We start from the raw sequence: 24,379 nt of genomic DNA, 5'->3' as shown, positions 1-24,379 counted from the left end.
TGCTGTGTCGCGTAGACGCGTCGTAGTCACCGGTATGGGTATGTTGTCGCCACTGGGCACGGATGTGCCGAGCAGTTGGCAGGGCATTCTGGCTGGCCGCAGTGGTATTGGTCTGATCGAACATACGGACCTTTCTGCCTATTCCACCCGTTTTGGCGGCTCGGTAAAGGGCTTCAATGTCGAGGAATATCTCTCGATCAAAGAGTCCCGCAAGCTCGACCTGTTCATTCAGTACGGCCTGGCTGCCGGTTTTCAGGCAGTGCGTAACGCCGGCCTGGAAGTCACCGACGCCAACCGTGACCGCATCGGTGTGGCCATGGGTTCGGGTATTGGCGGTCTGACCAATATCGAAGAAACCAGCCGCACGCTGCATGAGACTGGCCCACGTCGAATTTCACCGTTCTTCGTACCGGGCTCGATCATCAATATGATTTCCGGCTTCCTGTCCATCCATCTGGGGGCACAGGGGCCTAACTACGCGATTTCAACGGCGTGCACCACAGGCACCCACTGCATCGGTATGGCGGCGCGCAACATTGCCTACGACGAAGCCGATGTGATGATCGCCGGCGGCGCCGAAATGGCCGCGTGCGGCCTGGGCATGGGCGGCTTCGGCGCGTCCCGTGCGCTGTCGACCCGCAATGACGAGCCGACCCGTGCCAGCCGTCCGTGGGACAAAGGCCGTGACGGCTTCGTGCTGTCCGACGGTGCCGGTGCGCTGGTGCTTGAAGAGTTGGAGCACGCCAAGGCGCGTGGCGCCACCATCTACGCCGAGCTGATCGGGTTCGGCATGAGCGGTGACGCGTACCACATGACTTCACCGCCGTCCGACGGAGCGGGTGCTGCGCGTTGCATCACCAATGCCCTGCGCGATGCGAAGGTCAACCCCGACCAGGTGCAGTACATCAACGCCCATGGCACTTCGACCCCGACTGGCGACTTGGCGGAAGCCGAGGCCATCAAGTCGGTGTTCGGCGAGCACGCCTATAAGCTGGCGGTCAGCTCCACCAAGTCCATGACCGGCCACCTGCTGGGTGCGGCAGGCGCGGTCGAGGCGATCTTCAGTGTGATGGCCATCAAGGACCAGGTTGCTCCGCCAACTATCAACCTTGATGAGCCGGACGAAGGCTGCGACTTGAACTTCGTGCCGCACGAAGCGCAACCGATGCCAATCGACGTGGTGATCTCCAACTCGTTCGGGTTTGGTGGTACCAACGGCTCCCTGGTGTTCCGCCGGTTCGCCGAGTGATGCACAGCTGGGTCGACGGTCAGCCAGCGGACAGCGTGCCCCTGAAAGATCGCGGCCTGGCCTATGGCGATGGGGTGTTCGAGACCATCGCCGTCAAGGCCGGGCAGCCGTTGCTGCTCGACCGTCACCTGCAACGCCTGGAAGAGGGTTGCAGGCGTTTGGCATTGGTGGTGGATCACGGGTTGATTCGCCACGAAGTGCTGAGCTTCGCCGCCGCCCTTGGCGACGGTATTCTCAAATTGATCCTCACCCGTGGCGACAGCTTGCGCGGTTATGGCATCAACCCTGGCGCCCCGGTGCGCCGTATTTTGCAGGGCAGTGCGCCCGCTGCTTACCCCCTTGCCCACGAAGTCGACGGCGTCCGCCTGTTTGCGTGTGCCACGCGCTTGGCGCAGCAGCCGCTGCTGGCCGGTATCAAGCACCTCAATCGGCTGGAGCAGGTGATCGCGCGTGCCGAATGGCAAGATACCGAACATGCCGAAGGCCTGATGCTGGACATGTCTGGTCGGGTGATCGAAGGCATATTCAGCAACCTTTTCCTGGTACGCAACGGCTTGTTACTAACCGCTGATCTGAGCCGTTGTGGCGTTGCCGGCGTAATGCGCGCCGAAGTGCTGGCCCAGGCACAAGCGCTGGGCGTCCCGGTGGCCGTGGCCGACATCAGTGTTGAGCAGTTGCAACAGGCCGATGAAGTCTTCGTCTGCAACAGCGTATATGGCATTTGGCCGGTGCGTGGTTGCGCTGCGATGAGCTGGCCGGTTGGGCCGCTCACCCGTAAACTGCAAGGCATTGTTCGCGCGCTATTGGATATTTGAGTTGATACGAAAACTGGTGTTACTGCTGCAGATCAGCCTGGTCTCGGCGGCTTTGCTCGTGGGCTTTTCGGCCTGGAAACTCGACTCTGCCCTCAAGCAGCCCCTGAAGCTGCCTCAGGAGCAGTTGCTCGACGTACCTGCTGGCGCTACGCCGACGGGCACCTTCAACCGTCTGGAAGCCGACGGCGTGCTCGACGATGCATTCTGGTTGCGTCTGTACTGGCGCTTCAACCTCGAAGGCCAGCCATTGCACAGCGGCGAGTACCGCATGAGCCCGGGCCTTACCGCCGAGGGTTTGATCGGCCTGTGGCAGCGCGGCGAAGTGGTGCAGTACAGCCTGACCTTGGTGGAGGGCTGGAATTTCCGTCAGGTGCGCACCGCCCTGGCCAAGCATGAAAAGATCGTGCAGACCCTCGCGGGCCTGACTGACAGCGAAGTGATGGATAAGCTCGGCCACCCAGGTGTGTTTCCTGAAGGGCGGTTCTTCCCCGACACCTACCGTTTTGTCCGCGGCATGACCGATGTCGAATTCCTGAAAAAAGCCTACAACCGCCTGGACGATGTACTCGCCCAGGAGTGGAGCAAGCGTGCTGCCGACGCGCCCTATACCGACCCTTACCAAGCGCTGATCATGGCGTCGCTGGTGGAAAAGGAGACCGGTGTGCCCCAGGAGCGCGGGCAGATTGCCGGTGTGTTTGTGCGTCGCCTGAAGATCGGTATGCTGCTGCAGACCGACCCCACCGTGATCTACGGCCTGGGTGAGCGCTACAACGGTAAATTGACCCGTGCCCATCTCAAGGAAGCCAACCCCTACAACACCTATATGGTCGCCGGCCTGCCGCCCACGCCCATCGCAATGGTCGGTCGCGAGGCGATCCATGCAGCGCTGAACCCGGTACCGGGCAGCAGCCTGTATTTCGTCGCCCGTGGTGATGGCAGCCATATATTCTCGGATGACCTGGATGCGCATAATGCCGCCGTGCGTGAGTTCCAGCTCAAGCGCCGTGCCGATTACCGTTCCAGTCCGACGCCTGTGGTGAAACCGCTGGAAGATTCGGCACCTGCCAGTGATGCACCCACCCCCGACGCACCGATCGAGCCCGCGCCGGACACTACTGCGCCGCAAAGCCCGCAATGACTCTGACTAAGGACTGCCTGTGACTGGCTTGTTTATTACCCTGGAAGGCCCGGAAGGTGCCGGCAAAAGCACTAACCGTGACTACTTGGCCGAGCGCCTGCGTGCGCAGGGCATCGAGGTGGTGCTGACCCGTGAGCCGGGCGGTACGCCTTTGGCTGAGCGCATCCGTGAAGTCCTGCTGGCCCCGGGTGACGAGCCGATGAACCCGGACACCGAGTTGCTCCTGGTGTTTGCTGCCCGTGCCCAGCACCTGGCCGAAGTGATTCGCCCGGCCCTGGCGCGGGGTGCGGTGGTGATCTGCGACCGGTTTACCGATTCCACCTACGCCTACCAGGGTGGCGGGCGGGGTTTGTCCCTGGAGCGCATCGCCACCCTGGAAACCTTCGTGCAAGGCGATCTGCGCCCCGACCTGACCCTGTTGTTCGACCTGCCGGTGGAAGTGGGCATGGCCCGCGCCAGTGCGCGAGGTCGCCTGGATCGCTTCGAGTTGGAAGGCCAAGCCTTCTTTGATGCGGTGCGCAGTGCTTTCCTGCAGCGCGCCAAGGCTGAGCCCACACGTTATTACCTATTGGACGCCGCCCAGCCGCTGAGTCAGGTGCAACAGGCTATCGACGCGCTGCTGCCCACTCTGTTGGAGCGTAGCCGTGGCTGAGTCCTACCCGTGGCAGGACGGCCTCTGGCAGCAACTGGCAGGGCGCGCCCAGCACGCCCACGCCTATCTGCTGCATGGGCCGGTGGGCATCGGTAAACGCCACCTCGCCGAACGCCTGATGGGCAGCCTGTTGTGCCAACGCCCAGTCAACCTGGAGGCGTGTGGCGAGTGCAAGTCCTGCCTGTTGCTCAAGGCTGGCAGTCACCCGGACAATTATGTGCTGGAACCCGAGGAAGCGGACAAGGCCATCAAGGTCGACCAGGTGCGCGACCTGGTGAGCTTCGTGGTGCAGACTGCGCAAATGGGCGGGCGCAAAGTGGTGCTGATCGAGCCGGTCGAGGCGATGAACATCAACGCGGCCAACGCCTTGCTCAAAAGCCTTGAAGAGCCGTCCGGCGATACCGTGCTGTTGCTGGTGAGCCACCAGTCCAGCCGCTTGTTGCCGACCATTCGCAGCCGTTGCGTGCAGCAGGCTTGCCCGTTGCCCAGCGAGGACATGAGCCTGCAATGGCTGGCGCAGGCGTTGCCGGAATGCAGCGCAGAAGAACGAGGCGAGTTGCTGACCTTGGCGGCCGGTTCGCCTTTGGCGGCAGTGAAGCTGCAGGCCCAGGGCGTGCGCGAACAGCGTGCACTGGTCGTGGATGGTGTGAAGAAGCTGCTCAAGCAGGAACTGTCGGCCACGCAACTGGCCGAAAGCGCCTGGAAGGACATTCCGCTATTGCTGCTGTTCGACTGGTTTTGCGACTGGTCCAGCCTGATCCTGCGCTACCAGCTTACCCAGGATGAGCAAGGCCTGGGCCTGGCGGATATGCGCAAGGTCGTGCAATACCTGGCGCAAAAAAGTGCCCAGGACAAAGTGCTGAACATCCAGGACTGGATCCTCGCCCAGCGCCAGAAAGTCCTCGGCAAGGCCAACCTCAACCGCGTGCTGTTGCTCGAGGCATTGTTGGTGCAGTGGGTCGGCCTGCTCGGGCGCCGTTAAATTCCGTGGCTGACGGGTGTATCGTTGGCCCTACCTCTTGTGTGACTTAAGCTCAGATTCCTATGCTCGTAGATTCTCATTGCCACCTTGATCGCCTCGACCTTGCCCAGCACGGTGGCTCCCTCGACGCCGCCCTTGAAGCTGCCCGCCAGCGTGGGGTAGGGCACTTCCTGTGCATTGGCGTCAGCGCCGACAACGCCGCCGACGTCAAAGCCCTGGCTGATCGCTATGCCGACGTAGACTGCTCGGTGGGTATTCACCCGTTGGACCTCAAGCCTGGCGAAGCGCCGGCTCTGGACTGGCTACTGGGCGAACTCAACCACCCGCGAGTGGTGGCCATTGGCGAAACCGGCCTGGACTATCACTACGAGCCTGAAGCTGCCGAGTTGCAGCAGGCCTCGTTCCGCTTGCACCTGCAAGCCGCCCAGCAGACGCGCAAGCCGGTGATTGTCCATACCCGAGGTGCCCGTGCCGATACCCTGGCCTTGCTACGTGAAGCCGCGTTGCCGCAGGCTGGCGTGTTGCATTGCTTTACCGAAGACTGGGACATGGCCAAGGCGGCCCTGGACCTGGGGTTCTATATTTCCCTGTCGGGTATCGTCACCTTCCGCAATGCCGACGCGCTGCGCGATGTGGCCCGCCAGGTGCCTGCCGACCGCCTGCTGGTGGAAACCGACTCGCCGTACCTGGCGCCCATCCCCCATCGCGGCAAACCGAACTTGCCCGAATATGTACGTGATGTGGCTGATTACCTGGCGATGCTGCGCGGCGAGTCGTACGAACGCTTTGCCGAGCAGACTACCGAGAACTTCAAGCGCCTGTTCCCGCTGGCCCACCTAGCCGGTTAGAGCGGCCGAATTGCAGGCAAAAAAAACCCGGGTTCTGGGGGGTGAATCCGGGCTAAGACCATTAGGAGTAAAACAAGGGCACGCAGTCCGTCGGTACCCAGGTCGACGCGTCACTTGGGGGAGATGTCGCGCCGACAGTTGAAGTATTGACCACTATCCTATTCAGTCCAGTCGTGACTGATCGTTTTTTAAACAGATTTGGAATACGCGGCCTTCGCTTGAGTTCTCACTGCGCTGATGGGCAGGTTCAGGTGTTGCGTATTATTTCTGACTGATAACGGCGAAATCGTTGGCGCATTGAAAGTTATGTGCCTGACGGGTTCACATAGACATTGCCCAACGACCGTTCAGTCGGGATAATCCCTCGCACCGGGTAAATCGTATCGCCACGTATCCATGGCCCTGCGCAACCCTCCCTATTTCCGACCTTTGCAGACTCTTCCTCATGCACAAAGAACCCCGTAAGGTCCGTGAATTTCGCCGCCGTGAGCAGGAAATTCTCGACACCGCGCTCAAGCTGTTCCTCGAACAAGGTGAAGACAGCGTCACCGTCGAGATGATTGCGGATGCCGTGGGTATCGGCAAAGGCACGATCTACAAACACTTCAAATCCAAGGCCGAAATCTACCTGCGCCTGATGCTCGACTACGAGCGTGATTTGAACGAGTTGCTGCACTCGGCGGATGTCGACAAAGACAAGGAAGCCCTGTCCCGCGCTTACTTCGAGTTCCGCATGCGTGATCCGCAGCGCTACCGCCTGTTCGACCGCCTGGAAGAGAAGGTCGTCAAAGGTCACCAGGTGCCGGAGATGGTCGAGGAGTTGCACAAGATCCGCGCCTCGAACTTCGAACGCCTGACCCTGCTGATCAAGGGGCGTATCAGCGAAGGCAAGCTTGAAGACGTGCCACCGTATTTCCACTACTGCGCCGCCTGGGCCTTGGTGCATGGCGCTGTGGCGCTGTACCACTCGCCGTTCTGGAGCAATGTGCTGGAAGACCAGGAAGGTTTCTTCCAGTTCCTGATGGACATTGGCGTGCGCATGGGCAACAAGCGCAAGCACAGTCCTGAACTGCCGGGCGCCGAGAAGAGCGGCGAAACCCCTGCCACCTAAGTCATTCGCCACAGTGATGGCGCAATGATTTACTGCCAGGCGCAGTAACCCAGGAATATACTCAGGCAAGGACCTTGCTAAAAGCTGAGTTATGAGTCAGCTTTTAGCGCGCCCGAATTATCCTCTGCCGGAGTGATCCATGATCGTTGATCGTCAAGGCAGGCGTTTTCGCAATTTGCGGATCAGCCTGACTTCAGCCTGCAATTATGCGTGTACCTATTGCGTGCCTGACGGCAAGCGGCTGGTGGCTGCCCAGGATGAACTGTCGGCCGAGGCCATGGCCCGAGGCGTGGCTTACCTGATCGAAGCGGCGGGTATCGAGCGCTTGCGCATTACCGGCGGTGAGCCGTTGGTCAGCCCCAAGTTGGAAGCCTTCATGGGGGCGGTAGGGCAGATGGGCCTGAGCGACATCAGTCTGACCACCAATGGCCAACTGCTGGCGCGTAAACTGCCGTTGCTGGTGGCCGCTGGTATACGACGCATCAATGTCTCCCTCGACACGCTGGATGCCGACGCTTTCCGCAGCATCGCCCGTGGCGGCGACCTGGCCACCGTGCTCGATGGCATGGACCAGGCCAGTGCTGCCGGGATCAAGATCAAGGTCAATATGGTGCCGTTGCGCGGCCAGAACCTGGACCAGGTGATGCCGCTGCTCGATTACTGCCTGGCGCGAGGCTACGAGCTGCGCTTTATCGAACTGATGCGCATGGGGCACCTGGCCAAAGACTCCAACGCGTTCCTGCAACAGTTTGTCAGCTTGCAACAGCTGCTCAGCTTGATCGGCGAGCAACACGAATACCTGCAAGCCAACGCACCCGTCGATGCGACGGCGGTACGCTACGAAGTGCCGGGCAAGGGCTTCTTCGGTGTGATCGCCAACGAGAGCGTACCGTTCTGCCGCACCTGTTCGCGATTGCGGTTGTCCTCTACTGGTTGGCTGCATGGCTGCCTGTCGTCCAGCAATCGCCATTATGTCGGTGATTTGCTCGATCAGCCGCGCCATCAAGCGTTGCCAGCGTTGCAGGGCTTGTTGATGAAAGCCTTGGCCGACAAGCAGGAAGTGGCGTTCTCCGGCGGTGCCACGATCATGAAGATCATTGGTGGCTAAGGTAGATATTGCGGGTTCACACATTTGATTTGTAGCGCAGCTGACTGGCGCGGATTCTGCATCCCACGCCCCATTCGCCGGTTTCCTGTCACCGGCCTCTGGAGGATTAGGATGCGTAGTCTGGTTTTGCTGCTGGCGTCATTGGCCCTGGGTGGTTGCATGACCGTCAGTGATATGGCCGAAGGCACCCGCTATCAGATGAGCGATGCCGGACTGCTCGATCACAGCGATACGCGCCGTACTGCCTCGGTGCGCATACAGCCGGACTCCTTTGTGTTTATCGCCCAAGGCGCCTTCGTGCCGCCGGGCAGCGCCTACCCGCGGCCCAATGTGGTGGCCGAGGAAGCCTTCAATGGCTTCGTCGAATATTTCCCCATGGTGCGTCGCGCCCGCCAGCCGGAAGGTCTTGAACAGGCCATGACCGAAGCCCGTGCCGCCGGTGCTCATTACCTGCTGTATTGCCGCTTTGCGGCAGCCGATGACCGTATCGGCAACGCCGACGAGTGGACCGACCAACAAGCCCTGGACCGCCTTGGCCTGGACAGCGGGGTGATCCAAGTCATGTTGATCGAGACCAGCACCCAGTATTTGATTGATACTGCACGTATTCGCAGTCGTGGCGGTTTACTGACGTTCCACGACACATCGCCACAAGATTTGATCGCCCGCCCCCTGGCGCAATACGCCCGCGGTTTGCTGGGTATGAGTGATCAGTAAGACAGAGGAGCCCGCCATGACCGATTCCGCCAAGGCCAATGATTTATTGGCCCAACTGCCCAAGGGCAAGGGGCCGGCACCGGTGCATCTGTGGAACCCGGATTTCTGCGGCAATATCGACATGCGCATCGCCCGCGATGGCACCTGGTTCTACCAGGGCACACCCATCGGGCGAAAGCCGATGGTCAAGCTGTTCTCCAACATCATCCGCCGCGATGGCGATGATTATTTCCTGGTGACGCCCGTGGAGAAGGTCGGCATCCGTGTGGATGATGCGCCGTTTGTCGCAGTGACCCTGGATGTGCAAGGGCAGGGCGAAAGCCAGGTATTGCGCTTTACCACCAACGTCGACGAACAGCTCGAGGCAGGCCTCGAACACCCGCTGCGGGTGGTGACCGACCCCATCACCCAGGAACCCGCCCCCTATGTGCGCGTTCGCACCAACCTCGAAGCCCTCGTGCATCGCAACGTTTTTTACCAGTTGGTGGAGCTGGCGGTGAGCCGTCCGATCAACGGTCAGAACTGGCTTGGTGTCTGGAGCGGCGGGGAGTTTTTCCCCATCGGCCTGGAGCCCTGAGGCGGTTTTTGTCTTCAGCCTGAAATAATCCTCTTGCGGTAAACGCGCGCTTTCGGTTATCAATTTGTACATGATTAGACATGTTCGATTTGATAAGAAAAAACGCGTCGTCGATGAGCTCATCCGCCGTATCGAAGGTGGCGTCATGGCCGACGGTTTCCTATTGCCGGGCGAGCACCAACTGGCCGAGGAGTTTGCGGTCAGCCGGGGCACGCTGCGCGAGGCGCTGGCCGAGCTCAAACGTCGCAACTACATCGCCACCCAAAGCGGCGTCGGTTCGATTGTCACCTTTGACGGCATGGTGTTGGACCAACGCAGCGGTTGGGCCCAGGCCCTGGCCGATACGGGGGCCCAAGTAAGCACCGATACCCTGCGTTTCGAGACCGTGACGCGCCCAGATTTGTTCAGCCGTTTCGGCACCGACCAGTTCATTACCCTCGAGCGCCTGCGGCGCACGGCTGACGGTATAGCGGTGTCGCTGGAACGCTCGTTGATGCCGGCCGTTGGCGACCTGGAAAACCTGCCCCACATTGGGCTGATCGACAATTCCCTGACCATCACCCTGGCCGCCTACGGCTACGTCGGGGCCGACGGCGACCAGTGGATCGGTGCCGAACCCCTGAGTGATGAAGACGCCGAATTACTCGGGCGCCCCAGCGGTACGGTATTTCTCAAGGCGTCGCGCACCACCTATGATCGTCGCGAGCGTTTCATGGAGCATGTCGAAAGCCTGCTTGACCCGTTGCACTTTCGCCTGCATCTGCAGTTTGGAGCGTCGAAATGAGCCGAGAAAATCGCGCACTTGGCGCCTTTTATGGCCTGGCCCTGGGCGATGCCTTGGGCATGCCCACCCAATCCTTGAGCCGCGAACAGGTTCAACAGCGCTTCGGTGCTATCACCGCCTTGGAAGACGCCGACGCGGACCAGCCCATTGCGCCCAACATGCCTGCCGGTTCCATCACCGATGACACCGAACAAGCCATCCTGGTTGCCGAGTTACTGGTGCAAGGCCAGGGCCAGATCGAGCCCGCCGTGCTTGCCCAGCGCCTGATCGACTGGGAAGCGGGGATGCGCGCCAAGGGTTCCCAGGACTTGCTCGGGCCGTCCACCAAGCGCGCGATCGACATGATCCTCGCCGGCCATACCCCGGAAGAATCCGGGCGCTACGGCACTACCAATGGCGCGGCCATGCGCATCACCCCGGTGGGCATCGCCGCCGATGTTGGCGACCCGGGGCGGTTTGTCCAGGCGGTGATCCAGGCGTGCCAGGTCACGCATAACACCAGCCTGGGTATTTCCAGCGCTGCGGCCGTGGCGGCGGTGGTCTCGGCAGGCATCAATGGCGTGGACCTGGGGGAAGCCCTGAATATCGGCACCCAGATTGCCCGACAGGCTGAAAGCCATGGTCACTGGATCGCGGGCGGACGCATTTCTACCCGCATCAGTTGGGCTCGCACCTTGAGCGTCGGCAGCGGCGACAAAGCGTTGTTTGCCGACCTGCTTTACGAGTTGATCGGTACTTCGGTGGCTTCCCAGGAATCGGTGGTGGTCTCGTTTGCCTTGGCCCAGCAAGTGGCGTCAGGTGATATGAATGCCTTCGAAGCCCTGTGCCTGGCGGCCAGCCTGGGCGGCGACACCGACACCATTGCCGCGATCCTCGGCGCCATGCTGGGGGCGTGCCTGGGCATGCAGTGCTGGCCTGAGGCGTTGGTTGAACAGGTCAAGCAAGTCAATGGATTGGATGTGCAACCCTTGGTCCAAGGGTTGTTGGCCTTGCGATAAACACAAATCTGATGTGGGAGCTGGCTTGCCTGCGATAGCGGTTTTCCAGTGGCCGCTGGGCGGGTTGCCCCACCGCAATCGCAGGCAAGCCAGCTCCCACATTCAAAAGCGTTGAGTCAGGAAGACTGGATAAAGATTCGACTCGCTGCCACAACCACAACAATACAGGCACCAGGAGCACCCTTTCATGAGCAGTCCCTCTTCCGGCCAAAGCGCCGGGCAACTGGAAACACGCGGCATCGAGCCGGTCCCGGAAGGTGAGTGCAACGGCCATCCGCTGCAACTGTTCTGGGTGTGGTTCGCGGCCAATATCAGCATCCTCGGTTTGCCCCTTGGTGCAACGCTGGTGGCGTTTCGTGGCTTGGCCATCTGGCAGGCGATCATCGTCGCGATTCTTGGCGCCGCTGGCTCCTTTGCCGTGGTTGGCATTATCTCCATTGCCGGTCGCCGTGGTCGCGCGCCCAGCCTGACCTTGTCCCGCGCCATCTTCGGCGTGCGCGGCAATATCGGCCCGACCTTGGTGTCGCTGATGTCGCGCCTGGGTTGGGAAACCGTCAACACCACCACCGCAGCCTTCGTGTTGTTGTCGTTGAGCTCTATCCTGTTCGGCTCGGCAGTGGAGGCCAAGAGCGCGCCGCTGCTCACCCTGATCTTCATTGCCATCTTCGTGCTGCTGACCCTGGCCGTATCGGGCCTGGGCCACGCCACGTTGCTGGTGATCCAGAAGTGGGCCACCTACGTATTCGGCGGCCTGAACATTCTGGTGGGCGGCTTTCTGTGTGCCACCATCGACTGGAGCGCGGTGTTCAACGCCACCCCGGCGCCGTTGAGCGCGATGATCATTGGCGTAGGCACCATGGCCGCCGGCACCGGCATTGGTTGGGCCAACGCCGGTGCCGATATGTCGCGCTACCAGCACCGCAGCGTCAAGGCTGTACGCCTGGTGGCCAGCGCCGCTTTTGGCGCGGGTATTCCGCTGGTGTTGCTGATTACCTTGGGCGGCCTGCTGTCGGTGGGTAACAACGACCTGGCGTCGGCCACCGATCCGATCATCGCAATCCGCGACATGCTGCCGACCTGGATGGCGGTGCCTTACCTGATCACCGCGTTCGGCGGGCTGTTGCTGTCAAACAACCTGTCGGTGTATTCGGCCGGTCTGACGACGTTGACCCTGGGTTTGAAGGTCAAGCGCGTGCACGCGGTGATTGTCGATATCGTCGCGATCTTTGCTGGCTCCATCTATTTCATGCTGATCGCCGACAGCTTCTATGGCCCGTTCATCACCTTCATTTCGCTGCTGGCGGTGCCGATTACGGCGTGGGTCGGGATCTTCGTGGTCGACTTGATTCACCGTCATTACTACAGCCCCACCGACCTGCTGGACGTCAGCCCCAGCAGTGCCTACTGGTATCGCGGCGGTGTGGAGTGGCGTGCATTTGGCGCCTGGGCCGTGGCCATTGTGCTGGGGTTCAGCTTCACCACCATCGGCACCACCGCCGAAAACATCTGGTTTGCCGGGCCGTTGTCCGACTCCTGGCTGGGCCATAACGGCCTGGGCTGGATCGTGACCTTCCTGGTAGCCGGCGGACTATATGCAGTACTGGGCGGGGCGGCTGACCGTCGTCCTGCTTTAGCAGAGAGCGCCAATGTCTAGATTGCTGCATACCGGCCAGGTCATTGTCGACCTGGTCATGGGCCTCGACACCTTGCCGGCAAGCGGCGGTGATGTGCTGGCCAACTCCGCCAGTTTCCAGGTCGGTGGCGGTTTCAACGTAATGGCTGCGGCGCGGCGCAATGGGTTGCCGGTGGTTTACCTGGGTCGCCATGGCGATGGGCGCTTTGGCGAGCTGGCACGCGCCGCGATGCAGGCCGAAGGTATTGAAATGACCTTGGCGGCCAGCGCTGGCAAAGATACCGGGTTGTGCGTGTCGCTGACTGAAGCGAGCACCGAACGCACCTTCATTTCCCATCTCGGCGCCGAGGGTGAGCTGAGCGCTGACGACTTGGCCCAGATCGTCCCGCGTGTTGATGATTACGTGTACGTCAGTGGCTACAGCTTGCTGCTTGAAGGTAAGGCACAGCCGTTGCTTGACTGGCTGCTGGCGCTGCCGCGAGAGATCGTGGTGGTGTTCGACCCAGGCCCGCTGGTCAAGGCGCCGGACTCGGCGTTGATGCGCGCGTTGTTGCCGCGTATCGACATCTGGACCAGCAATGGCCCTGAAGCCCTCGCGTTTACCGGGGCGGCGGATATGAGTCAGGCGCTGCCCATGCTGAGTCAGCACGTGCAGGCACTGCTGGTTGTGCGTGATGGGCCAAATGGTTGCTGGGTAGGGCGTGGGGCACAGACTGAGCATGTACCTGGCTTCAAGGTTAAGGCGGTGGACAGCAATGGTGCGGGGGATGCGCATGCAGGGGTATTTATTGCCGGGTTGGCGAAGGGCTTGAAACCGGTTGAGGCGGCGCGTCGAGCGAACGCAGCGGCGGCATTGGCGGTAACCCGCTGGGGGCCGGCCACTTCACCTGGCACTGCTGAGGTCGATGCATTAGTGACTGAATAAACGAGGCCCAAAAATGTGGGAGCGGGCTTGCTCGCGAATGCGGTGTGTCAGTTAAAGCATGTGCTGACTGATACACCGCATTCGCGAGCAAGCCCGCTCCCACAATGGGTCCTGCGTTTAACCGGCTTTTTTCAGGGCCTGGATCAACTCATCTTTACGCATGGTCGAGCGTCCTGAAATATTCTTTTCCCGCGCCTCTTTCATCAAGCTTTCCTTGGTTTGCGTACTCAGCGAAGCACGGCTGCTGCGTGGGTGGCCTTCACGGCTGGCAGCGGCACGCTTGGCCGATTCCTGCCGGTCCTGGGCCTTCTTGGCCGGCGCCTTGCCTCGACCTGATCCGCCGGCTCTTTCACCACCGCCAGACTGTTTGTTCACGGTGGCCCAGGCGCGGGCTTCGGCCTCGTCCTTGGGCAGTCCCTTGTGCTCATAACTGTCTTCGATATGAGCGGCCTTGCGTTTCTGTTCGTCGGTGTATTTGGCTTTGCTTCCACGAGGCATCGCTAAAACTCCTTCTGGCCCCGGTCGCGGGGCCAGGCCAGAAATGGATTACTCAGTGCTTTGAGCGTCGAGCTTGCGCGCCTCATCCACACCCGAAGCGGTGAGCTTGATCGGCAGGTTCAACGCGTATTCGCCGGCGTCGTCGGTGGTCACATGCCCATCCTTGATCAGCCCGCGGTCCTGCAGGAACGCCAAGACACTGGCGACCTCTTTTTCACCGCGGTAATTGTCCAGCACCTCCTTGCCCAAGCCTTGCGGGTGGGCGTGCAGCAGGCGGGTGAGGACTTCTTTTTCAAGGTTTCTATCGACGTTCATGCGTACCTCTTCACGGGGAAATGGTCGGGCGTTGGTCGTACCAAGGGTGCATCAAGGCGCTGGTTGTTTCTGCGCGCCGGGGATGTTCGAGTCGTCGCCCTTGTTGATCTTCGGCTCATTGTTGCTCGTGCCAGGGCCCATCTTGCCGTTGCCCACGGCCGCCGGTGCCTGGCGCTGGGTGTCGTTGCCTTTGGTGCGCGGGTCAGCGCTGTTGTCGATGATCGCGCCACCGTTGGTGTCCATGCCGGTGCCCATCGATTTTTGCGATTCGGTAGTGGCGTCCGGCGTTGGATCGGTGGGGCCCGTGGTCGAGCTAGCCGCGAAGGCGCTCAAGGACGCGGCAGACAACAGGCCGGTGAGGGCGAGGGCAGCAAAATTGGAATGTTTCATCAGGGTGTCTCCATATAATTAATGTCCTTACCCTGTATTGGTCTGCCCGCGATTGCTGATCGTGCCGGGATGGCGACGAACGGTATCAGGTCACCTGTATCACTTTGTGTGCCGATACCCGGCGCGCTATCAAGCGCGCCACCGTGATCGCCCAATTGAGTGCGGCGATCACCAGTACGCTCAGCATCATTGTCGCAAGGCCGAAGTCGACGATGATCTTGCCTGCGAGCCAGGGAAACCCGAAGACGCCGATAAAGTACGCCAGGCTGAACAGCAACAACGCCTGAGAAGTGGTGCCGCTGGGCGCTTCGTTGGCCACCAGGCCGTTGATCACCGAATACGTCAGGCCATACCCGATCCCTAGCGTGGCGGCGGCGAGCACATAACTGAGGTTGCCGCTGACACCAAACGCGAACAGCGCGATCGCGCCGAACATTACCCCGGATAACACGCAGGCAGCCTGGTACGCATCGCGCTTGACCACGAAACCGGCGATCAGCAGGCGGCTGGTAATAGCCGCTGTCAGGAAACCCGCGAAGAACAGTGAATAGTCCAGCTTATGGGCCACGGCATAGCTGGTCTGGAACGAAGACAGCCCCCCGAATACGCAGCCGCCCAGCCCGACCATCAGGATGGCGAACGCCGCCTTGGAAGACAGGACGCGGCGGCTTGCGCGCCAGGAAATCCTGGCGGTTGGCACATTCGCGTGCTGTCGCAACCGAGTGCCCATGCGCCAGAACATCACCACCCCGGCGAGGCTGGCGAGCCCGGCGATATAGAACGCGGTTGTCAGGGGCAGGTCCAGCGCAGTGGCGGCGCGTCCCAGCAAAGGGCCGGAACCTATGCCGCTCAACATACTGCCCGAGAGCAAGGCGAAATATTTGGCCCGCTGGCGCGGTTCCACCAGCAGCGTCACGATGATCGGGCCCAGGGTATAGAACACGCCCCAGCCCAAACCAAGAGACAATCCAAACAGCATCAAGCCTTGGCCAAACCCTGGCGTCAGGGCAAACCCCAGGCAGGCCACCACCAACAATACGCCGGTGCTTGCAATGGCCCGCGCCGCGCCTAGCGCGTCAGCCAGATGCCCGGAAAGCACGACCGCTACAAAGGTGCTGAGCATCGCCGTGGCAATGACACTGCCCGCGTCGTGTTCATTACCGCCACGGGCATGGATCAGCAGTGACAACAAAAAGGTCGAGCCGTAAGACAGCGACAACAGAAAACTGGCGAGGCAGAACAGCGCGAATGTCTTCGTGCCCACGGGTGGCGTAACGTGCATGAGCAGGTCTCTGATCGTTGGATTTATGCTCATTGTTTACCATGGGCGTGCGCAGGCTTTGTTCTGTGGTTGCTGATGCTTGCATCACCCCGCGCCGGAGTGAAACGCGCTCGTCGGCATCAATTGCACTGCAAACGGCCATCAAACCGTCTTAGTATGTGGCCTTTGAATTTGCCCAAGGCTCGCCCATGACCATCGAGATTCGCCCCGCCGTGCCCAGCGATGCTGCGCAGATCCTGACCTTTATCACTGAACTTGCCGAGTACGAGAAAGCTCGGCATGAAGTGATCGCCAGCGTGGTGGACATCGAGCGCAGCCTCTTCAGCGAAGGCGCCACGGCCCATGGCCTGATCTGCTTGCGCGACGGCTTGCCGATTGGCTTTGCGGTGTTCTTTTTCAGTTACTCGACGTGGCTGGGCAGTAACTGCCTGTACCTCGAAGACCTGTACATCAACCCGGAGCAACGCGGCGGCGGGGCGGGCAAGAAGTTGTTGCGCCACTTGGCCAAGATCGCCTTTGACAATGGTTGCGGACGCTTTGAATGGAGCGTGCTGGACTGGAACGAGCCCGCGATCGCTTTCTACAAATCCATCGGCGCCCAGCCGCAGGAAGAATGGGTGCGTTATCGCATGGAAGGCGATGCCCTGCGCGACTTCGCCCTGGGCTGAAACCTCTTTCGTATAGTCACTAAAGATCGAATGTGGGAGCGGGCTTGCTCGCGAATGCGGTGTATCAGTCAGCACATGCTTTAACTGACAGACCGCCTTCGCGAGCAAGCCCGCTCCCACATTTTTTCAAGTGCCGCCCATTATATGGGACGATAATTTATATATTGAGATATTTCAGGCGATGGGTTTATAGTCGCCAGCATCAGCACTCACTACAAAAAATAAAAAGGTGAAGCGATGCAGGCGCAACCGTTGTCCCTACCCGCCGTGCCCGAGCCGACTTACGGCGAGCGGCTGAAGAACAAGGTGGTGATCGTCACTGGCGCCGCCCAAGGCATTGGCGAAGCCATCGTTGCCTGTTTCCAGGCCCAGCAGGCGCGGTTGATCATTGCCGATATCCAGGGCGACAAAGTCGAGAAGATCGCCGCTCATTGGCGCGAACACGGTGCGCAGGTTTACGCCCACGCGGTTGATATCACTTCCAAGGATCAGTGGCAGGCATTGGTCAACCTGGCCATCGAGCGCTTTGGCCGTGTGGATGTGCTGGTCAACTGTGCCGGCGTCAACGTGTTCCGTGACCCGCTGGAGATGAGCGACGAGGACTGGCGCCGCTGTTTCGCCATCGACCTCGACGGTGCCTGGTACGGCTGCCGCTCGGTGTTGCCGCACATGATCGAGCAAGGTATCGGCAACATCATCAATATCGCGTCCACCCATTCCAGCCACATCATTCCCGGTTGCTTTCCTTACCCTGTCGCCAAGCACGGCCTGCTCGGCCTAACCCGTGCCCTGGGTATCGAGTACGCGCCCAAAGGCATCCGCGTGAATGCCATCGCCCCCGGCTATATCGAAACCCAGCTCAACGTCGACTACTGGAACGGTTTCCCTGACCCCCACGCCGAACGCCAGCGTGCGTTCGACCTGCACCCGCCCAAACGCATTGGCCAGCCCATCGAAGTGGCCATGACAGCACTGTTTCTGGCGACCGACGAGGCGCCCTTTATCAACGCCACTTGCCTGATGATCGATGGCGGGCGGTCTGTGATGTACCACGACTAAAGCGTTTTTCAATAACAAGAAGGAGGTGGTCCATGTTCAAGCAAACACTCGGTGCCGTGGCACTGGCGATTGCGTTCTGCGGCTGGGTATCGGCTGAAGAAGTGAAGATCGGTTTTCTGGTCAAGCAGGCCGAGGAACCCTGGTTTCAAACGGAGTGGGCATTCGCGGAAAAAGCCGGCAAGGAGCATGGTTTCACCGTGATCAAGATCGCCGTGCCCGATGGCGAAAAGACCTTGTCGGCCATCGACAGCCTGGCCGCCAACGGCGCCAAAGGCTTCGTGATCTGCCCGCCGGACGTGTCCCTGGGCCCTGCGATTGTAGCCAAGGCCAAGGTCAACGGCTTGAAAGTGATGGCCGTGGATGACCGCTTTGTCGATGCCAAGGGCAACTTCATGGAAGACGTGCCTTACCTGGGCATGGCCGCGTTTGAGGTGGGCCAGAAGCAGGGCGCCGCCATGGCCGCCGAAGCGAAAAAACGCGGTTGGGATTGGAAGGACACCTATGCGGTGATCAACACCTTCAACGAACTCGACACCGGCAAGAAACGCACCGACGGCTCGATCAAGTCACTGGAAGAGGCCGGTATTCCCAAGGACCACATCCTCACCGCTGCGCTGAAAACCCTTGATGTTCCCGGCAGCATGGACGCCACCAACTCGGCCCTGGTCAAGTTGCCGAGCGGGGCGAAGAACCTGATCATCGGTGGCATGAACGACAACACCGTACTCGGCGGTGTGCGCGCTACTGAGAGCGCCGGCTTCAAGGCCGCCAACGTGATCGGCATCGGCATCAATGGCACCGACGCCATTGGCGAATTGAAGAAAGCCGACAGCGGCTTCTTCGGTTCCATGCTGCCCAGCCCGCATATCGAGGGCTACAACACCGCGCTGGCGATGTACGAGTGGGTCACCACCGGCAAGGAACCGGCCAAATACACCGCCATGGACGAAGTGACCTTGATCACCCGCGCCAATTTCCAGGAAGAACTGACCAAGATCGGCCTGTGGAAATGAGCGGCGCAGCCCTGCGTTTCAATGGCATCGGCAAGGAGTTTCCCGGTGTGAAAGCCCTGGCGCAGATCAGCTTTGAAGCGCGGCCGCATTCGGTGCACGCGCTGATGGGCGAGAACGGCGCAGGCAAGTCGACGCTGCTGAAAATCCTCGGCGGCGCCTACATTCCGTCCAGCGGCACGGTGCAGATCGGCGCGCAGACCATGGCCTTCAAGTGTGCCGCCGACAGCATCGCCAGCGGTGTGGCGGTGATTCACCAAGAGCTGCACCTGGTGCCGGAAATGAGCGTGGCCGAGAACCTGTTCCTCGGGCATTTGCCCACGCGCTTTGGCGTGGTCAACCGGAGCCTGCTGCGTAAGCAGGCCCTGGCGTGTCTCAAGGGGCTGGCCGATGAAATCGACCCCGACGAGAAACTCGGGCGCCTGTCCCTGGGCCAGCGCCAACTGATGGAAATCGCCAAGGCGCTGTCTCGCGGCGCCAACGTGATCGCCTTTGATGAACCCACCAGCAGTTTATCGGCGCGGGAAATCGACCGCTTGATGGCGATCATCACGCGCCTGCGCGACGAGGGCAAAGTGGTGCTCTACGTGTCGCACCGTATGGAAGAAGTGTTCCGTATCTGCGATGCGGTGACGGTGTTCAAGGACGGCCGCTACGTGCGTACTTTCGAGGACATGAGCACGCTGACTCACGACCAGTTGGTGACCTGCATGGTCGGTCGCGATATTCAGGACATCTACGATTACCGCCCGCGCGAGCAAGGCGAAGTGGCGCTCAAGGTGGACGGCTTGCTCGGCCCGGGCCTGCGTGAGCCGATCAGTTTCCAGGTGCGCAAGGGCGAGATCCTGGGCCTGTTCGGGCTGGTGGGGGCGGGGCGTACCGAGCTGTTTCGCCTGCTCAGTGGGTTAGAGCGCGCCAGTGCCGGCAGCCTGGAACTGTGCGGGCACGCGCTGCAACTGCGCTCACCCCGGGACGCCATCGCCGCCGGGGTATTGCTGTGTCCGGAGGATCGCAAGAAAGAGGGCATCATCCCGCTGGGCAGCGTCGCTGAAAACATCAACATCAGCGCCCGTGGCGCCCATTCCACCTTTGGCTGGCTGTTGCGCGAAGGCTGGGAGAAAGGCAACGCCGACCGACAGATCCAGGCGATGCGGGTCAAAACGCCGAACGCGGCGCAGAAGATCCTGTACCTGTCCGGCGGCAACCAACAGAAAGCCATTCTTGGCCGCTGGCTGTCGATGCCGATGAAGGTGTTGCTGCTGGATGAACCCACTCGCGGTATCGACATCGGCGCCAAGTCGGAGATCTACCAGATCATCCATAACCTGGCGGCCAGCGGCATTGCGGTGATTGTGGTGTCCAGCGACCTGATGGAGGTGATGGGCATCTGCGACCGCATCCTGGTGATGAGTGAAGGCGCCTTGACCGGTGAGTTACCCCGCGCCCAAGCGGATGAAGCGCGCCTGCTGCAACTGGCGCTGCCACAGTCGCGGGCTTGAACAAGAATAAGAGGGTTTGGCTATGTCTGAGGTAAAAACAGCAAAGGGCTTCTGGTCAGGTTTCAATCAGCGCAAATTTCTCGATGATTGGGTGATGCTGTTGGCGGCGCTGGGCATTTTTGTGCTCAGCGCGGTGTTCATCGATAACTTCCTGTCTCCGTTGAACATGCGCGGCCTCGGTCTGGCGATTTCCACCGTGGGTATCGCCGCCTGCACCATGCTGTTCTGCCTGGCGTCGGGGCACTTCGACTTGTCGGTGGGTTCGGTGATCGCCTGTGCCGGGGTGGTGGCGGGCATCGTGATGCGCGACACCGACAGCGTGGCACTCGGCGTGTCGGCAGCCTTGGCCATGGGCCTGGTGGTAGGGCTGATCAACGGCATTGTGATCGCCAAGCTGCGCATCAACGCGTTGATTGCCACCTTGGCGACCATGCAGATCGTGCGCGGACTGGCCTACATCTTCTCCAACGGCAAGGCGGTGGGGGTGATGAATGAAGGGTTCTTCGTGTTCGGCAACGGCCAGCTGCTGGGCGTGCCGGTGCCGATCATCATCACCGTGCTGTGCTTTGTGTTCTTTGGCTGGTTGCTCAATTACACCACTTACGGGCGCAACACTATGGCCATTGGCGGCAACCAGGAAGCCGCGTTACTCGCGGGGGTGAATGTCGATCGCACCAAGATCATCATCTTTGCCGTGCACGGTTTGATCGGCGCCTTGGCCGGGGTGATCCTCGCGTCACGCATGACCTCGGGCCAGCCGATGATTGGCCAGGGGTTCGAGCTGACCGTGATTTCGGCCTGTGTGCTGGGCGGTGTGTCGTTGAGCGGCGGCATTGGCATGATCCGCCATGTGATTGCCGGGGTGTTGATTCTGGCGATCATCGAGAATGCGATGAACCTGAAGAACATCGATACCTTTTACCAATATGTGATTCGTGGCTCGATCCTCTTGCTGGCCGTCATCATCGACCGCATGAAGCAACGCTGATGTTCGCCCTGTGAAGATCAAACTGTGGGAGCTGGCTTGCCTGCGATAGCGGTGTGTCAGCCAGCCCATCTTTAATTGACCCACCGCCATCGCAGGCAAGCCAGCTCCCACCTTGGATCTTCTGTGTTCAGGAGGGCGGTATTTGCCATAATGCCCCCGCTTTCATACTTATAGGCCCGATATGCAGGAAAACGCCCCCACCCCCGTCAAAGACGCCGCCCCCACCGGCACCCAGACCCTGTTGCGCGGCTTGGGGGTGGTGCAAGCGGTGGCGGCTGGTGCGCGGGATCTCAAGGAGATCGCCCGGCGCATCGGCACCACGCGCAGCACGACGCACCGCCTGGCCAGTTGCCTGGTGGACGAGCGTTACCTGCGTGTGGTGCCCCAGGTCGGTTATCTGCTGGGGCCCAAGCTGATCGAGTTAGGGTTCCAGGCCCGTGAAGAGTTGCCCTTGGTGAACCTGGCGGTGCCCTACCTGGATGAATTGTCGGCGCTGACCGGCGATACCATTCACCTGGCGATTCGTGAGTACGACGAGGTGCTTTACCTGCACAAGAACCCCGGCCGCAATGGGCCGGAAATGCGCTCGCGGGTCGGCCATCGCATGCCGTTGGCGCGCACCGGTATCGGCAAGGCGTTGATGCTGGATGACTCGCCGCAGGAGTGGCAGCGCTTGTACGAGGCGAGCTTGCCGACGGCGGGCAAAAGCCTGCAATGGCCGCAGCACCCGGAGCAATCCTGGGCGCAGCTCGAACAACGCATGCATGAGTATGTCGAGGGTGGCTACGCGTTTGACCTCGAAGACAACGAGCCTTCGATCCGCTGCGTGGCCGCACCGGTGCGCGATGCCAGCGGGCGCATCGTCGCCGGCATCAGCATCGCCAGTACGGTGCCCTACATGCCGCTGGAGAAAATGGCCGAGCTGATTCCTGTGATCAAACAGGTCGCAGCCCGGCTGTCAGCGGAGTTGGGCGCCAAGGCCTGATCAGGCTTTGAGGCTTGCCATGTCGATGACAAAGCGGTACTTCACATCACCGGCAATCATGCGTGCGTAAGCTTCGTTGATCTGCCGGATGTCGAGCATCTCGATGTCGCAGGTGATGTTGTGCTCGGCGCAGAAATCCAGGACTTCCTGGGTTTCGGCAATGCCGCCGATCAGCGAGCCGGCCAAGACTTTACGGCCCAATACCAGCTTGGCGGCATTGACGGGCGGGTCCACCGGCTCGATCAGGCCGACCAGGATATGCACGCCGTCAAAGCGCAGCACATCGAGGTAGGGGTTCAGGTCGTGCTGCACCGGGATGGTGTCGAGCAGGAAGTCGAAGTGCCCGGCAGCAGCTTTCATCTGCTCGGCATCAGTGGACACGATCACATGGTCGGCGCCCTGGCGACGGCCTTCCTCGGCCTTGCTCGCCGAACGCGTGAACAGCGTCACTTCGGCACCCATGGCCTTGGCGAACTTGATGCCCATGTGGCCCAGACCGCCCATGCCGAGAATCCCGACTTTATCGCCGGCTTTCACGCCGTAGTGCTTGAGCGGCGAGTAAGTGGTGATACCTGCACACAGGATCGGCGCAGCGCTGGCCAGGTCGAGCTTGGCCGGGATCTTCACCACGAAATGTTCGCTGACCACGATGCTGTCGGAGTAACCGCCCATGGTGTTGCTGCCATCCACGCGGTCCGGCGTGGCATAGGTCATGGTCGGGCCTTCGAGGCAGTATTGCTCAAGGTCCGATTGGCAGGCTTCGCAGTGACGGCACGAGTCCACCATGCAGCCTACGCCCACCAGGTCGCCGACTTTATGGGCAGTCACATTGGCGCCGATGGCGGTGACCTTGCCGACAATTTCGTGGCCCGGCATCAACGGGTACACGGCGATGCCCCACTCGTTGCGAGCCTGGTGGATATCGGAGTGGCACACGCCGCAGTAGAGAATCTCGATGGCCACGTCATCGACGCGCGGGCTGCGGCGTTCAAATGACATCGGGGCGAGGGGCGTGGTGGCCGACTGGGCGGCGTAACCGATGGCGGTGTACATAGTAAACCTCACAAAAGCTTGGACTGCAGAGGTGGCGAATTCTGCGCGTCGGCCTGGGGGCGCGAACATGGCAAATGCTCCGAGTCTCATGCCTATTCGTCCGGCAGTGCCTGAGGTTTGGATATATTGGCCGCCAGACCTGCGATGATGCTGTCATCCCTTATTCGCGAAGTTTTTTGCCATGCTGTTGACCCGCCATTTGGACGCCAATGCCACGCTGGTTGCCTTGATCGAAGGGCTCACGCCCCGCGACGGTTTTTCCCCGACTCACTTGCCCGGTGTGCAGGTGCTGCGCGCCAGTTGCGATGTGGCGCGTGGGCCGCAGATCTATGAGCCAAGCCTGATGTTCGTGGCCCAGGGCAGCAAAGTCGCCTACCTTGGCCCGCGCACGCTGGAGTATGGCGCCGGGCATTACCTGATCCAGGCGATGCCGGTGCCGTTCGAATGCGAGACCTTTGCCATGGCCCCCGAGGCGCCGCTGTATGGCGTGACGGTAGGCATCGACCGCGTGGTGTTGGGCGAGTTGGTGATTGCCATGGGCATGCAGGCCGGGCCACCGCCGACCGCGCAGACCTTGGAATCGATGAGTTCGGTGGTGCTGGACGATGCGATGCGCGGCTGCGTCGAGCGGTTGTTGCAGTGCCTGCACGATCCGCTGGAAAGCCGGATCATGGGCCCGGCGCGGGTGCGCGAATTGTTGTTCACCGCCTTGCGTGGGCCTCAGGCGGATGTGTTGCGTGCGCTGGTGGAACAACAGGGGCAGTTTTCGCGCATCGCCACCTCATTGAATCACCTGCATGCCCATTACGCCGAGCCGCTGAATATCGAGACGTTGGCCGGATTTGCGCACATGAGTGCCTCGACCTTTCATGAGCATTTCAAACGCTGCACCTTGTTGTCACCGGTGCAGTACCTCAAGCGCTTGCGGTTATTGAAGGCCCAGCAGTTGCTGCTGGTGGAAGGCATGAGTGTGGCGCAGGCGGCGCACAAGGTGGGGTACCAGAGTACGTCGCAGTTCAGCCGGGAGTACAAACGCTATTTCCTGCGCAACCCAGGTGAAGAGCGGGCCGCCTGACACCACAAGGTCATTGTGGG

The 24,379-nt window shown here is 61.0% G+C and carries 26 protein-coding genes; 21 read left to right on the top strand and 5 right to left on the bottom strand.

The features are described from left to right. Positions 1-4: 4 nt before the first annotated feature. The 14 genes from fabF to RHM69_RS13150 all read left to right on the top strand — a co-directional run bounded on the left by fabF (position 5) and on the right by RHM69_RS13150 (position 13,537). Entirely contained in the window at positions 5-1,249 is a 1,245-nt protein-coding gene (fabF, locus tag RHM69_RS13215; protein WP_014719562.1) for a beta-ketoacyl-ACP synthase II, read from the top strand. Next, positions 1,249-2,064 carry an aminodeoxychorismate lyase gene (gene pabC, locus RHM69_RS13210; protein WP_014719561.1) on the top strand — a complete coding sequence of 272 codons (816 nt, stop codon included), beginning with the start codon at positions 1,249-1,251 and terminating at the stop codon, positions 2,062-2,064. Before fabF ends, pabC begins: the two co-directional genes overlap by 1 nt. Before the next feature lies 1 nt (position 2,065). Continuing rightward, positions 2,066-3,202: an endolytic transglycosylase MltG gene (gene mltG / locus RHM69_RS13205; protein ID WP_014719560.1), complete on the top strand. Its 1,137-nt coding sequence runs from the start codon at positions 2,066-2,068 to the stop codon at positions 3,200-3,202. A gap of 19 nt (positions 3,203-3,221) precedes the next feature. Next, positions 3,222-3,854, top strand: coding sequence for a dTMP kinase (gene tmk / locus RHM69_RS13200; RefSeq protein ID WP_014719559.1), 633 nt, complete (start codon positions 3,222-3,224; stop codon positions 3,852-3,854). Next, positions 3,847-4,836 (top strand): DNA polymerase III subunit delta', encoded by a 990-nt coding sequence (locus RHM69_RS13195; RefSeq protein ID WP_014719558.1) that lies wholly within the window; start codon positions 3,847-3,849, stop codon positions 4,834-4,836. Before tmk ends, RHM69_RS13195 begins: the two co-directional genes overlap by 8 nt. Positions 4,837-4,898: 62 nt before the next feature. Then, positions 4,899-5,684 (top strand): TatD family hydrolase, encoded by a 786-nt coding sequence (locus tag RHM69_RS13190; RefSeq protein WP_073454166.1) that lies wholly within the window; start codon positions 4,899-4,901, stop codon positions 5,682-5,684. Between the two features lie 445 nt (positions 5,685-6,129). Beyond that, positions 6,130-6,795: a TetR/AcrR family transcriptional regulator gene (locus RHM69_RS13185; RefSeq protein ID WP_003189287.1), complete on the top strand. Its 666-nt coding sequence runs from the start codon at positions 6,130-6,132 to the stop codon at positions 6,793-6,795. A 139-nt stretch (positions 6,796-6,934) separates the two neighbouring features. Beyond that, a complete protein-coding gene (locus RHM69_RS13180; RefSeq protein WP_019817203.1) occupies positions 6,935-7,903 on the top strand; it encodes a GTP 3',8-cyclase MoaA in 969 nt (322 codons plus the stop codon). A gap of 111 nt (positions 7,904-8,014) precedes the next feature. Beyond that, the gene (locus tag RHM69_RS13175; RefSeq protein WP_019817202.1) at positions 8,015-8,620 is read left to right on the top strand and encodes a DUF4823 domain-containing protein; all 606 of its coding nucleotides are present in this window, start codon (positions 8,015-8,017) and stop codon (positions 8,618-8,620) included. A 16-nt stretch (positions 8,621-8,636) separates the two neighbouring features. Further along, a complete protein-coding gene (locus RHM69_RS13170; protein WP_014719554.1) occupies positions 8,637-9,197 on the top strand; it encodes a DUF1285 domain-containing protein in 561 nt (186 codons plus the stop codon). 70 nt (positions 9,198-9,267) lie between these two features. Further along, positions 9,268-9,981, top strand: a complete 714-nt coding sequence (locus RHM69_RS13165) for a GntR family transcriptional regulator (protein ID WP_019817200.1) — start codon at positions 9,268-9,270, stop codon at positions 9,979-9,981. After that, positions 9,978-10,979 (top strand): ADP-ribosylglycohydrolase family protein, encoded by a 1,002-nt coding sequence (locus tag RHM69_RS13160; protein ID WP_072435756.1) that lies wholly within the window; start codon positions 9,978-9,980, stop codon positions 10,977-10,979. Before RHM69_RS13165 ends, RHM69_RS13160 begins: the two co-directional genes overlap by 4 nt. 187 nt (positions 10,980-11,166) lie before the next feature. Beyond that, positions 11,167-12,633: a purine-cytosine permease family protein gene (locus tag RHM69_RS13155; RefSeq protein WP_014719551.1), complete on the top strand. Its 1,467-nt coding sequence runs from the start codon at positions 11,167-11,169 to the stop codon at positions 12,631-12,633. Further along, positions 12,626-13,537: a PfkB family carbohydrate kinase gene (locus RHM69_RS13150; RefSeq protein ID WP_014719550.1), complete on the top strand. Its 912-nt coding sequence runs from the start codon at positions 12,626-12,628 to the stop codon at positions 13,535-13,537. The genes RHM69_RS13155 and RHM69_RS13150 overlap by 8 nt, the downstream gene beginning before the upstream one ends. 117 nt (positions 13,538-13,654) lie before the next feature. Here the strand turns inward: RHM69_RS13150 and RHM69_RS13145 are convergent, their stop codons facing one another. The 4 genes from RHM69_RS13145 to RHM69_RS13130 form a co-directional block, all read right to left on the bottom strand. Next, on the bottom strand, positions 13,655-14,035 hold the full coding sequence (locus RHM69_RS13145) for a Rho termination factor N-terminal domain-containing protein (protein ID WP_014719549.1): 381 nt from the start codon (positions 14,033-14,035) through the stop codon (positions 13,655-13,657). Between the two features lie 48 nt (positions 14,036-14,083). Further along, entirely contained in the window at positions 14,084-14,350 is a 267-nt protein-coding gene (locus tag RHM69_RS13140) for a hypothetical protein (RefSeq protein WP_014719548.1), read from the bottom strand. Positions 14,351-14,401: 51 nt separating this feature from the next. Further along, a complete protein-coding gene (locus RHM69_RS13135) occupies positions 14,402-14,740 on the bottom strand; it encodes a hypothetical protein (protein WP_014719547.1) in 339 nt (112 codons plus the stop codon). A gap of 85 nt (positions 14,741-14,825) precedes the next feature. Continuing rightward, a complete protein-coding gene (locus RHM69_RS13130) occupies positions 14,826-16,022 on the bottom strand; it encodes an MFS transporter (RefSeq protein WP_200601039.1) in 1,197 nt (398 codons plus the stop codon). 188 nt (positions 16,023-16,210) lie between these two features. On the opposite strand from RHM69_RS13130, the gene RHM69_RS13125 reads away from it, so the two are divergent. The 6 genes from RHM69_RS13125 to RHM69_RS13100 all read left to right on the top strand — a co-directional run bounded on the left by RHM69_RS13125 (position 16,211) and on the right by RHM69_RS13100 (position 22,231). Continuing rightward, entirely contained in the window at positions 16,211-16,690 is a 480-nt protein-coding gene (locus RHM69_RS13125; RefSeq protein WP_010208407.1) for a GNAT family N-acetyltransferase, read from the top strand. Between the two features lie 237 nt (positions 16,691-16,927). Beyond that, a complete protein-coding gene (locus tag RHM69_RS13120; RefSeq protein WP_014719545.1) occupies positions 16,928-17,749 on the top strand; it encodes an SDR family oxidoreductase in 822 nt (273 codons plus the stop codon). 32 nt (positions 17,750-17,781) lie between these two features. Next, positions 17,782-18,762, top strand: coding sequence for a substrate-binding domain-containing protein (locus RHM69_RS13115; protein WP_200601037.1), 981 nt, complete (start codon positions 17,782-17,784; stop codon positions 18,760-18,762). Further along, a complete protein-coding gene (gene araG, locus RHM69_RS13110; protein WP_200601035.1) occupies positions 18,759-20,258 on the top strand; it encodes an L-arabinose ABC transporter ATP-binding protein AraG in 1,500 nt (499 codons plus the stop codon). The genes RHM69_RS13115 and araG overlap by 4 nt, the downstream gene beginning before the upstream one ends. A 22-nt stretch (positions 20,259-20,280) precedes the next feature. Beyond that, positions 20,281-21,246, top strand: a complete 966-nt coding sequence (gene araH / locus RHM69_RS13105; protein ID WP_200601034.1) for an L-arabinose ABC transporter permease AraH — start codon at positions 20,281-20,283, stop codon at positions 21,244-21,246. A gap of 181 nt (positions 21,247-21,427) precedes the next feature. Next, positions 21,428-22,231: an IclR family transcriptional regulator gene (locus tag RHM69_RS13100; RefSeq protein ID WP_019820600.1), complete on the top strand. Its 804-nt coding sequence runs from the start codon at positions 21,428-21,430 to the stop codon at positions 22,229-22,231. Here the strand turns inward: RHM69_RS13100 and RHM69_RS13095 are convergent, their stop codons facing one another. Further along, entirely contained in the window at positions 22,232-23,284 is a 1,053-nt protein-coding gene (locus tag RHM69_RS13095; RefSeq protein WP_133633152.1) for an NAD(P)-dependent alcohol dehydrogenase, read from the bottom strand. Between the two features lie 181 nt (positions 23,285-23,465). Between RHM69_RS13095 and RHM69_RS13090 the strand changes: the two genes are divergently transcribed. Beyond that, entirely contained in the window at positions 23,466-24,359 is an 894-nt protein-coding gene (locus tag RHM69_RS13090) for an AraC family transcriptional regulator (RefSeq protein WP_003193483.1), read from the top strand. Positions 24,360-24,379 lie beyond the last annotated feature (20 nt).

The sequence above is a fragment of the Pseudomonas sp. CCI1.1 genome, from assembly GCF_034348165.1.
In the GTDB taxonomy this organism is placed as follows: domain Bacteria; phylum Pseudomonadota; class Gammaproteobacteria; order Pseudomonadales; family Pseudomonadaceae; genus Aquipseudomonas; species Aquipseudomonas paracarnis.
This window is presented reverse-complemented; position numbering and strand designations above follow the sequence as displayed.